9 protein-coding genes are annotated in these 11838 nt (G+C 41.9%); 2 read left to right on the top strand and 7 right to left on the bottom strand.

Features of this window, described 5'->3' with window-relative positions; all coding sequences use genetic code 11:
* Window positions 1–88: 88 nt before the first annotated feature.
* From I5907_RS16780 to I5907_RS16770, 3 genes are all read right to left on the bottom strand, one after another.
* Window positions 89–1489, bottom strand: coding sequence for an MFS transporter (locus tag I5907_RS16780; RefSeq protein WP_196991956.1), 1401 nt, complete (start codon window positions 1487–1489; stop codon window positions 89–91).
* Between the two features lie 90 nt (window positions 1490–1579).
* On the bottom strand, window positions 1580–2863 hold the full coding sequence (locus I5907_RS16775) for a glucose-1-phosphate adenylyltransferase (protein WP_196991955.1): 1284 nt from the start codon (window positions 2861–2863) through the stop codon (window positions 1580–1582).
* 541 nt (window positions 2864–3404) lie between these two features.
* Window positions 3405–4823 (bottom strand): glycogen synthase, encoded by a 1419-nt coding sequence (locus I5907_RS16770; protein ID WP_196991954.1) that lies wholly within the window; start codon window positions 4821–4823, stop codon window positions 3405–3407.
* A gap of 144 nt (window positions 4824–4967) precedes the next feature.
* Between I5907_RS16770 and I5907_RS16765 the strand changes: the two genes are divergently transcribed.
* Both I5907_RS16765 and I5907_RS16760 read left to right on the top strand, forming a co-directional pair.
* The gene (locus I5907_RS16765; RefSeq protein ID WP_196991953.1) at window positions 4968–6617 is read left to right on the top strand and encodes an MFS transporter; all 1650 of its coding nucleotides are present in this window, start codon (window positions 4968–4970) and stop codon (window positions 6615–6617) included.
* A 107-nt stretch (window positions 6618–6724) separates the two neighbouring features.
* The gene (locus I5907_RS16760; RefSeq protein WP_196991952.1) at window positions 6725–7702 is read left to right on the top strand and encodes an ROK family protein; all 978 of its coding nucleotides are present in this window, start codon (window positions 6725–6727) and stop codon (window positions 7700–7702) included.
* A gap of 117 nt (window positions 7703–7819) precedes the next feature.
* Here the strand turns inward: I5907_RS16760 and I5907_RS16755 are convergent, their stop codons facing one another.
* The 4 genes from I5907_RS16755 to I5907_RS16740 all read right to left on the bottom strand — a co-directional run bounded on the left by I5907_RS16755 (window position 7820) and on the right by I5907_RS16740 (window position 11782).
* A complete protein-coding gene (locus I5907_RS16755; protein WP_196991951.1) occupies window positions 7820–8677 on the bottom strand; it encodes an SUMF1/EgtB/PvdO family nonheme iron enzyme in 858 nt (285 codons plus the stop codon).
* Window positions 8678–8947: 270 nt separating this feature from the next.
* Window positions 8948–9673 (bottom strand): pyridoxine 5'-phosphate synthase, encoded by a 726-nt coding sequence (locus I5907_RS16750; protein WP_196991950.1) that lies wholly within the window; start codon window positions 9671–9673, stop codon window positions 8948–8950.
* Window positions 9674–9771: 98 nt separating this feature from the next.
* A complete protein-coding gene (locus tag I5907_RS16745) occupies window positions 9772–10305 on the bottom strand; it encodes a DUF2911 domain-containing protein (RefSeq protein WP_196991949.1) in 534 nt (177 codons plus the stop codon).
* A 454-nt stretch (window positions 10306–10759) separates the two neighbouring features.
* The gene (locus I5907_RS16740; protein ID WP_196991948.1) at window positions 10760–11782 is read right to left on the bottom strand and encodes an isoaspartyl peptidase/L-asparaginase family protein; all 1023 of its coding nucleotides are present in this window, start codon (window positions 11780–11782) and stop codon (window positions 10760–10762) included.
* Window positions 11783–11838: the final 56 nt, after the last annotated feature.

The following is an 11838-nucleotide window of genomic DNA, read 5'->3' as shown; positions in this document are numbered from 1 at the left end:
TCATAGTTAAGCAGTTTATCGATTTGTTCAAATTGTAGCAATGTCTTTTGTAAATGTTGTTGCTCTTAATTTAATTTGAGATTTGTTATTATACAGAACGATTCTCCTCAATTTCAATCCTTGAGATCTTTGGATTTTCAGTAATAAAAACTTTCCTTTCTTTTACCACGAAATAGCAAATAAATGCCGCCAAGATCATTAGAACGCCACCTATTTGTACAGCAAGCATCCGGTTATTATCAAGTAAATTTTCCATTATCCATCCGAAGAATAAAGAGGCGATTATTTCAGGCAGCACAATGAAAAAGTTGAAAATACCCATGTAAACTCCGATTTTATCTTCTGGTAAAGCACCAGCTAACATAGCGTACGGCATAGATAAAATGCTAGACCAAGCAATACCTACACCTGTCATACATATATACAGTTCAAAAGGTTGTTTTACAAATCCAACTGCAATTAATCCGATAGCGCCACATAATAAACATAATGAGTGTGTAAGTTTTCTACCCAGTGATTTAGCTATAAAAGGTATAGTTAAGGCAAACAGGAATGATACTATATTATAGTAGGACAATGTTAACCCGCCGTATTCTATACCTTTTATGTAATTGGGATCAGTAGTACTTGTTGCATTAAATATATTTCTTGCTACAGCCGTGTTATAATAAAACCACATAAGAAACAATCCCGGCCATGTAAAGAATTGTACTAGTGCCAGTTGTTTCATTTTAGGCGGCATCGATTTAATTGCATGTAAGATTTCTTTAAATCCACTGCCAAGACCTTTGTTACTTTGCTTTACTTTTTCCTTAAAACTGAATTCATTTGGAGGGTATTCGCTACTCGTTAAAACGGTATATAATACTGAAACAAAGAAAATTGCACCTCCTACGTAAAATGCAAACTTTACAGAAAGGGGGATGCCTTCTGTTGATGCAGTAGTGGATACGTTAAAAATGTGCGACATTATCCATGGCAGGGCTGAGGCAATGCTTCCGCCAATGCCAATTAAAAAACTTTGCATAGCAAAGCCTGATGTGCGTTGATCTTCTGGTAATTTATCTGCAACAAATGCCCGAAAAGGTTCCATCGCGATATTGCCGGACGTGTCGAGAATCCATAATAAACCTGCTGCCATCCATAACGAACCACTATTAGGCATAAGGACTAAACATATAGTGCTTAATAAAGCACCTACAAAAAAATATGGTCTTCGACGGCCCCATCTTGGATGCCATGTACGATCGCTCATATATCCAATTATGGGCTGCACTATTAATCCGGTTAAAGGAGCTGCCAAAAAAAGCATTGGAATTTGTTCGGGAGACGCTTTGAGGTATTCATATATGGGCCCCATGTTTGCGCGTTGTAAATCCCAGCCAAATTGAATTCCAAAAAAGCCAAAGCTCATATTGAATATATGTTTCAGGCTTAGGCGAGGCTTATTAATACCTGAATTTGAAGAAGCAGGGGCTGTGGCAGCCATAGCAATCGTTTAGTTTGGTTAATATGTAAAAATTACACAAAAGCGAAAATACAATAAAAAAACATCCTGCAAAGAGGATGTTTTACGAAATTATATTACAAATCCATCTGGTAAAATAGCACCTTTCTTCACTACTACTATACCATCTTTTACGGTATATAAAGTATGATCTGTGTTCTCCAGGTGAGGGCCGCCATTGATCCTTACATCATTACCTATACGGCAGTTTTTATCAATGATCGCATTTTTGATGTAGCATCTTTCACCAATACCAATTTTGGGTATGCCCTTGCTGGCATTGGCACTCATCTCTTCCAGCGTTTCATAATAATCGTTACCCATTATATAGCAACTTACCACAGTAGTGCCATGTCCAATACGTGTTCTTATACCCAGCACACTTGTTTCAACGCGGCTTGCAAAAACCAGTGCGCCTTCTGCAACAACTGTTTTCTCCAGCGTTGTTCCACTTATTTTTCCCGGCGGCAACATTCTCGATCTTGTATACACCGTTTTTGTTTTGTCAAACAAATTAAACGGTGGTATATCCTGTGTAAGCGCAAGGTTGGCTTCAAAGAAAGAGTAGATATTTCCTATATCTGTCCAGTAACCATCATATTGGTAGCTTACCACTTTATAGTTACCGATTGAGTTAGGCATGATCTCTTTACCAAAATCTGTTGCTTCTGCATATTCGTCTTTCAGCAATTTATCCAGCACCACGCGGCTAAATACATATATGCCCATAGATGCAAGATAAACCCTGCCCTGGCTGCGCATCTCATCACCGGTATCACTCACCCATTCGCCAAGAATATCTTTTTTAGGTTTTTCAATAAAGCTGGTAATAAGACTGTCGCCGTCTGCTTTCAGAATACCAAACTCAGGCGCATCACGGTCGCCAACAGGTATGGTAGCAATAGAGATGTCTGCACCTTTCTCGCGGTGATCATTGATCATAGCATCAAAATCCATCTGGTACAACTGGTCGCCGCTCAATATCAGCACATACTCATAATCGTTATTGGCTATATGGCGCAAACACTGGCGTACGGCATCTGCTGTACCCTGGTACCAGCCTGCATTATCAGGTGTTTGTTCAGCGGCAAGTATATCAACAAAGCCGGTGCTGAAGGCACTGAAATGATAAGTGTTCTTGATGTGCTTGTTCAGAGAGGCAGAGTTAAACTGCGTAAGTACAAAAATTCTGTTGATCCTTGAATTGATACAGTTGCTGATAGGTATATCAACCAAACGATATTTACCTGCAATTGGTACGGCCGGTTTAGACCTGGCTGCTGTTAACGGATACAATCTTGTACCGGCTCCGCCACCAAGTACCACCGCTATCACTGACTGTGTTATAGAAAACATATTGAACTGGATTTATTTAATGTAAGTAATCGCTTGAGGTAATAAATATAAGATGTTTATGTAACCAATAATTATTTTATATGCAATAAATTTAAGTAGAATATTTTTTTGTTTATCAGCTTATTTGCATGTGGCATCGCCTGTTGTGTCACTCACTTGTACTGTATAACATTATTGGGCAATGTGCTACCTGCGTAAGCTTTTTCTCACCCGCAAAACGCGTGCAGTTTACACGCTCTTTGATTTCTCTTTTTCGTCTCTCACAAGTTGTACTATAAAAACTGCTTTTAACTGTTTATACGTAACAGGCGCGTTGCATGTACATACTATTTACATGCATGTGCGTTATGCACAATAATAAAACAGCCTGAAACACTGTACAGCAAAGCACATGCAGCAAAAACTTTCGCTTTGGTCTTCGCGTTTGTTCAGTAATGCTTCAACAGTGGAAGAGTGCGACGCAACGAAAGCTTCATAGTATTGCTACAGCCCGGTACATAATAAAAAAGATCTTGTAATGAAGGAGTATGTATATGAAATGCTACCTGAGACTGCTGTACAGGTTGAGGTATTGCTGTACAGCATTTTCCCAGCTGTTGTCAATATTCATCATTCGTTTCCGCATCCATGCAAGGTGTTCGCGGTTGTTATTGTACAGGTCAATTCCGCGCCATATAGCATGTGTAAGGTCGCCCACAGTTGCATGATTAAAGCGGATGCCCCAGCCCTGGAAATCGCCCATGTCTACTACTGTATCCTTTAAACCGCCGGTGCTTCTTACCACCGGTACAGTTCCATATTGCATGGCATACATCTGGTTGAGGCCACAGGGTTCTACACGGCTTGGCATCAACAAAAAGTCTGCACCTGAATACATGAGGTGACTCAGCTTTTCATTGTAACCGATAACGGCGTTGTAACTGCCCGGGTAAGCGGGTACCAGCTGGCTTAGTTGCCACTCTACATTCGGTTCTCCGCTGCCCAGCATCAAGAAATTTACCTGGTCTTTGAAGTTGTATAACGAAGACATGATAGCATCCGGAAGAATGTCTGCGGCCTTTTCGCCAACAAGCCGCCCAATGAATATGAAGAGTGGTTTCGAACTATCAAGATTGAATTGTTTACACAGCAGTTCTTTGTTTGCCTGTTTGCCTTCATCAACAGTATCGGTAGTAAAATGATTGTCTATGTATTTATCAGTAGCAGGGTTCCATACCTGTGCATCGATACCATTTAATATACCGGCGCATTTACCTTTTTCATATTCAAACAATGCTTCAAGACCGTTGGAATTGTAGCGCAGTTCTTCCATATAGCTCCAGCTAACCGTAGTTACTTTCCATGCACACTTTACTGCAGAGGCAAGCGGGTTGATGGTGCCTGCCCATTCGAGCATACCGCGTTTCCATTCATCCCAGCGTGGAATATACATGCTTTTGTCCCAGCCCATCCAGCCCTGGTACTGCCCGTTGTGTATGGTAAAAACAGTAGGTATGCCGGCCAGCTTATTGTAATCGTAGCAGTGTTTCATCATAAAAGGAATAAGCCCTGTATGATGGTCGTGGCAATGTATCACATCTGGTCTGTGCTGCCAGTGACTGAGCCAGTTTACCACAGCTATCTGGAATGCAGTGAATCGCTCTGTATCATCTGCATAACCATACACGGCTTCGCGATCGAGCAACCCATGAATATCGATGAGGTAAAGATCAAAACCCAGTTCGTTGTGTTTTTCTTTGATAACAGTAAAATCAAACCATCTGTCTCCAAGATTGGTGCGTCCTTTATAATCTACCGCCCATTCATTCTGGTAAAGGAACTTTGTTTTATACATAGGCATAACCACTTTTGCGTGGTGCCCCATCTTTACCTGGTACTTGGGCAGTGCGCCCACAACATCTCCCAAACCTCCTGCCTTGGCCACCGGATAACACTCTGCACTTACGTGAATTATTTCCATTGTGATATGATAGTTAATATATGCTGCATAAACACTAATATCGTGGATGAAAGTAATAAATCGTATTAATACTTTTAAAATTTTTAGAAAGATAAAATGTATTTAATTTACGCAGCCATTTCATAAACCAACTTAAACATTCCAATGAGTCAAACAAGTACAGCAGCTTCTGCTGCTCCAGCCACCATCAAGACAAATACCGGGGCTTTGGCCACATTAGTTATTGTATTTTTCTTTTGGGGCTTTATTGCTGCCAGTAACAGTATATTCATTCCCTTCTGTAAATCACATTTCAATCTTTCGCAATTTGAATCTCAGTTAATTGGTTCTGCATTTTATGGTGCGTACTTTATAGGTTCACTTATACTTTATTTGCTGTCGAGTGTAATGGGTTATGATATCCTTAATAAAATAGGGTATAAGAAAGGCATCATTTATGGTTTGCTCATTTCTGTTGTTGGTGCACTGGCCATTATACCATCTGCCAATGCTAACTCATTTGGATTGATATTGGTTTCCTTCTTTATTGTCGCGTTGGGTTTTTCGCTGCAACAAACCGCAGCACAGCCTTTTGCCATCGCGCTGGGTGATCCGGCAACCGGTTCGCACAGGCTTAACCTTGCAGGCGGTGTAAACTCTTTGGGTACCACATTAGGGCCAATTATAGTGAGCGTATTTTTATTTGGTTCTGCCAGCAGTGCCAATGCCAATGTAACAGTAACGAACGTTAACAATCTTTACCTGATTGTTGCCGGCGTATTTGCCGCAGTAGCCGCCTTCTTTGCTTTATCAAAAAAATTACCTGATGGCAAAAGCGATGCAAAATTTGAAGGGTCAAAAAAAGCTTCCGGTTCATTGTTGTTAATGACTGGTTTGATTATACTCATCATCATTATCGGTCAGTTAACGGAAGTTGGTAAGTTGCCCTTGTTGCTGGCAACTCTGTTTATTGTTGTGGGTATACTCTTTTACTCAAACAGCAGTGCGTTAAAAAATAACGATGGCTGGGGCGCTATGAAATACCCGCAACTGATATATGGCATGCTTGGTATATTTCTGTATGTTGGTGTGGAAGTAACAATTGACAACAACTTTGGTGCCTTACTTAAAACACCGGGATACATAACGCAGAGCGGTCTTGATGAAAGCGAAATATCTGGTTTTATTTCACTTTACTGGGGTAGTCTTATGATCGGCAGGTGGACCGGCGCTATCGGCGTATTTAATCTTTCCGGCATGGGCAAAAAAATAGCAACCATTGTGGTGCCGTATATTGCTTTTGCTGTGGTGTTGTTTGTAAATAATTTGTATGGCAACGATATCAACGAATTGTTGCCATACGCCGTATGTATTGCTATCGCTATTGCTGCCTTCTTTTTTGGGCAGGAGAAGCCGGTAAAAACCTTACTCACACTTTCTTTGCTTGCAACCGTTGCCATGCTCATAGGTGTATTTTCAACAGGTAAGATATCTGTATACGCATTTATATCAGGTGGTCTCTGTTGCTCTATCATGTGGCCTTGTATCTTTTCTCTCGGTGTTGCCGGGCTTGGAAAGTATACCAGCCAGGGTTCAGCTTTTTTGATCATGATGATCCTGGGTGGAGCAATTATTCCACCATTCCAGGGTTCCATCGGTGATATCACCCATGCTGATGGCACCAATAACATGCACAATTCTTATCTTGTGGCCGCCGCTTGTTTCGGTTTGCTTGCATTCCTGGCACTTAAGCTAAGGAGTGTATTGAAAGCGCAGGGGCTCGATTTCGATTCGCAGATCGGTGGCGGGCATTAATAATGTAATTTAAATGGGCTACAGGTTAATAATAGAGGCAATTACACCGGCAAGTGACTATCAGCTAAACAACTCAATAAAGCTTATTACTAACGACAAATATTAAAATGGCAACATCAAAACCTGCTTTAGATCCACTTGTAATTGGTATTGATATTGGTGGTACAGGAACCAAATTTGGCATTGTAGACCGTGTGGGAAATGTTTTGTTCTCGAGTGAAATGTCTACCAAAAAGCACAAGTCACTCGAAACCTATATCGATGAGTTGTACAACAGTTTAAAGCCATTGATAGATAAAGCCGGTGGCGTTGGCCGTATTAAAGGCATAGGCGTAGGTGCCCCAAACGGTAACTATTATACAGGTACCGTGGAGTATGCGCCCAACCTTCCATGGAAGGGGATTCTACCACTTGCCAAACTTATACAGGATAAATTTAACCTTCCGGTGGTATTAACCAACGATGCAAATGCAGCCGCAATAGGAGAGATGATGTACGGTGCCGCACAGGGCATGAAAGACTTTATCATGATAACCCTCGGCACAGGCGTAGGCAGTGGTATTGTAGCAAATGGAAACCTTATTTACGGGCATGACGGCTTTGCAGGAGAACTTGGCCATACCATCATCATCCCGGATGGAAGAATGCACGAGGGCACAGGCAAAAAAGGCTCACTGGAAAGTTACGCTTCTGCAACCGGGGTAACACTTACAGCCATCGAGTTTTTAAAGAATACCAAAAAGAAAAGCCTGCTCAGAAATGTAAAACCTGAAGAGATAGATTCTAAAAAAGTTTTTGAAGCCGCTATACAAGGAGATGACCTGGCAAAAGAGATTTTTGAATATACCGGTAAAATACTTGGTATGGCACTGGCCAACGCTGTAATGTTTAGCAGCCCCGAAGCAATCATTCTTTTTGGCGGTCTGACAAAAGCAGGTGAACTGATCCTGAAACCTACCAGAGAACACATGGAAGCCAATCTCATTAAAGTATTCCAGAACAAAGTAAAGATTCTCGTAAGTCACCTCAAAGAATCTGACGCTGCCATACTTGGTGCAAGTGCACTCGCATGGGAAATAAAATAGTCCTTCCTTACCTGCTTATCAGCAACATCGCCTGGCAAAATGCAGGCACCAACATAAAAAAGAACTGCCTCAACTAAACGTTGAGGCAGTTTCTTTTGAGCACAACAGCAAGACCTGCTATTGCTCCACTTCACATACACACCGAAAGCCAACATTGCTTGCAGGGGCATATTTACTGGTAATGATATTTTGTGCAGCCTGTGAATTTTCGTTAAACAAAGCACCGATAATCGCCTTTTTGTCCAACAGTATTTCTGCAAAATTGTTGGCATAAATACTAAAACTGTTCTCAGCTTTTCTGCTGTCAACAGGTGCATAGCCGGCAAATGATTTTTTATTAAAGTCTGCACGTATACCAAAGTCACTCAGCAGCACATTGCCTAAAGCGTTATAGGCATACTTCCATTCATCTTCTGTCATAAGCCTGTAGTTAACTTTGCTGTAATACCTTTTTCGTTCTCCCTTGCCGGAAGATTTTAAAGCGTAGTGCAGCATTACCATATCGCTTCTCCATTTGCAAAACATGGCAGCCTGTTCATGGGTAATATAAATAACAGGATTGTTTTTATAGAGCAACGCTTTTGTGTAATACTCCATGGTGAGGTTTGTAGCCAGGTCAACAACCAACTGGCCGGGTATCTTCATACGCTCAGAGAACGCCGGGTCTGGCGTAAGAAAAAAACTGTCTACAACATCCGCATCATATTTATCTACGATCCGCACAGCAGGGTCGTCAATAAATTTGAGGCCATACAATGGCAGCCGCGGAATAGCTTCATGTGTCTTTTCTGACCAGAATTGTTGCACCGCAAAGAGAAATTCTTTGTACGCGTTGTTGGTTACCGGTAGCCTGTCAATGTAAATGTTGTCTTTGAGAAAAATAGTGCCGGGTGGGGCAGTTTTCAATTTTTGGGCTGGTGCCGGCAATGCAAATAAAAGCATAGCAAGGCATGCCATGGGTAGAGTTCTTGTCATAAGGTTCGGATTATGTAACGTAACAAATATAGAATTAAAAACGGCCGTCTGCCTTGTGCCCAAATACTTTCAGCAACTTTTAATTGTTGTCAGGCAATAAAAAGGAAAATGATGAACCCGGCTATAGAATAAGCATGAATCTTCCGTTGCGTCGCACTCTTGTACAGCATTACTTATTTCGGCACCTTAGGGCGTACCAGGATTCAACAAATAAGTTTCGCTGCTGCAGGCGAATATTGAGCGTAGCGCAAAAAATAGGCGAAGACAGTTTTACAGTAATTGTCTCTTGTACATCTGGATGGTGTTTTGGAAACCGAGGTACAGTGCATCGCAGACAATAGCGTGGCCTATAGAAACCTCATCAAGCCACGAAATCTGCTGTTTAAAAAATTGCAGGTTGTCAAGATCGAGATCGTGACCTGCGTTTAAACCGAGACCCAGTTCTTTTGCTTTCTCTGCTGCCGCAACATATGGAGCAACAGCTTTGTGTTTATCAGTGGCAAAATGAGCAGCATAAGCTTCTGTATACAGCTCTATCCTGTCTGTGCCGGTTGCTGCAGCACCTTCCACCATTTCTGTTACAGGATCTACAAAGATCGAAACACGTATACCGGCATTTTTAAAAATGCTGATCATTTCCTGCAGGTAAGTTTTGTGTTCTATGGTGTTCCAGCCGTGGTTGCTGGTAAGCTGATCTAACGCGTCTGGTACAAGCGTAACCTGGTGTGGCCTTGTTTCCAATACGAGATCTGTAAACTTTTGTTCTGTACAATTGCCTTCTATATTGAATTCTGTAGTAATGATCTTTTTTATCTCCCGTACATCGCTGTAACGTATATGTCTTTCATCTGGCCGGGGGTGAACCGTTACGCCATCGGCGCCAAACAATTGTGCATCTTTAGCTGCTTTAACAACGTCCGGGTTGTTGCCACCCCGGCTGTTTCTTAGTGTTGCGAACTTATTGATGTTAACCGAAAGTTTCGTTACAGTGTTCATACAACAAAGTTAAGTGTAAGGATAGTTGATAGAACAGGAGCAAGCACACAAAAAAAGGAACCGTTTCGGTTCCTTTTTAAAAAGTTCGCAGGTCTTTTTTACATTACGCTAAACGGTACACGAAGTGTGCCCCACTGTAATGTTACCTTGCCCGATTTATCAATAAGATAAGTAAGGCGCTCTACAGATTGTGCGTCTTTTGCAGCTTTTACTTTTACCTGCAAGGCATCGTTCTGTTTGTTCTTTTCGTAATCGTAAGCGCCCCAGGTATCCCATGTCTTATTAAAGATCAATGTCCACTCATCGCCTTTGTTGATGGTGAAGAATGCGTATTTACCGGCAGGTAAAGTTTGTCCTTCAATTTTTACATCTTTATCAACCTGGAAAGTGGTTGCCTCATTGGCGCCTGCACGCCATACCTGGCCATCTTTTGGTTCTACATCCTTACCAATTGTTCTGCCTTTGAGTGCAGGCTGGCTGTAATTGATTGTAATAGTAGCTCCGCTGCTGATGGTCTCTTTTGTAGAGGCAGCCGGACTTGGTTTGCTGCCTTTATCGCCACCCTGGGCGCAGGCATTCATACTTAAAGATATAACGCTGGCTAGTAAAGCAACTGGAAGAAATCTTTTCATAGTTCTGTTTTTTGTCTGAACGAAGTTCTGCATTAAAACCAATTGAACAAATTTTTTGAACGGGCGGTTATGTGTAGGGTGCTAAAGTTTTCCCAAAGTAAATGGCCGTGCCGCTGCAACCAATCGCATTTACCCGCTACGGTCTTCGCGTTTGCTGCATAACGCTTCACCAGTTGAAGAGTGCAACGCAACAGGCGATGCCACCAGCACAAATGTTGGGTTCATCATTATAAAACTGACTATACTTGAAGGCCTTTAAACAACCAGCCAAATCACAGTTCATACCAATGATTTGTTAATTGAAACACCCCACCTTTTTGTGGCATAATTTTTTGCATTCTCTTTACTGAAAACTTATAATTATGATCCTCGTAACCATTATACTGATCGGTGTATGTCTTGGAAGGGCAGTTTATACCGAGAAACAGGCCCAGAAAAAAAGGGCGATGTAGTGCTAGTCTTTAAAGATTTTTACTTCGGTTTTTCCGTTGCCCGTGATGTACGCCCTGTACATGCCTTCGGTATTAAAGGGCATTGCGATATTACCATCTTTATCTACGGCAATCAGTCCGCCATCTCCGCCTAAAGCGCCAAGCTGTTTCATCACCATTTCGTTTGTGGCGTCTGCCAGTGCCTGGTACCCAAATTCCATTCTGTCACTTATGGTTTTTGCCATTACAAGGCGAATATAAAACTCTCCCCAGCCGGTACAACTAATGGCACAAGTAGCATTGTTTGCATAAGTGCCTGCACCAATGACCGGTGCATCGCCAACACGGCCAAACTTTTTGTTGGTCATGCCACCCGTACTTGTTCCTGCGGCGAGATTGCCATTCATGTCCAACGCCACACATCCAACAGTGCCATACTTATAATCTTTATTACCGGGTTGTTTAAGCAGGGCTTTTGCAGAGTCATGATCAAGGAGCATTTTGGAAGAATCTTCTGCCCGGATTTGTTGCAGGCTTCGCCAGCGTTCTTCCGTAAAAAAATACGATGGATCTACAATAGTGCAGCCCTGCTGCTGTGCAAATTTTTCCGCACCTTTCCCAACCATCATCACGTGTTCACTTTTATCCATAACGGCCCTTGCTGCCGTGATCGGATTTTTTATGGTAGTTACACCCGCAACCGAGCCCGCTTTTAAATTACTGCCATCCATAATGGCTGCATCCATTTCGTTTTTGCCTTCATTGGTAAATACTGCACCTTTTCCTGCATTGAACAGGGGATTATCTTCCAGCACTTTGATTGCCGCTACTACTGCATCCATAGCTGTACCGCCATTTGCAAGAATCTTTTTTCCGGCTTCCAGTGCATCGTTCAACCCTTTTGTGTATTGTTGTTCTTTTTCTTTGGTCATCTGGCTTTTGAGAATGGTACCGGCGCCGCCGTGTATAACAAGCACATATTTCCCGGTTTGCGCAAAGCATTTAAATGAGAGGCAGAGCATTATTATAAGCAAAGTATATTTCATTGGTGGGTATTTACTGCCAAAGTAAATCTTCTTTGGGTAAATTCCATTATTCATCA

The sequence above is a fragment of the Panacibacter microcysteis genome (assembly GCF_015831355.1).
Taxonomy (GTDB): domain Bacteria; phylum Bacteroidota; class Bacteroidia; order Chitinophagales; family Chitinophagaceae; genus Panacibacter; species Panacibacter microcysteis.
Note: the sequence above shows the minus strand (reverse complement) of the source record. Positions and strands in the feature narration are given on the sequence as shown.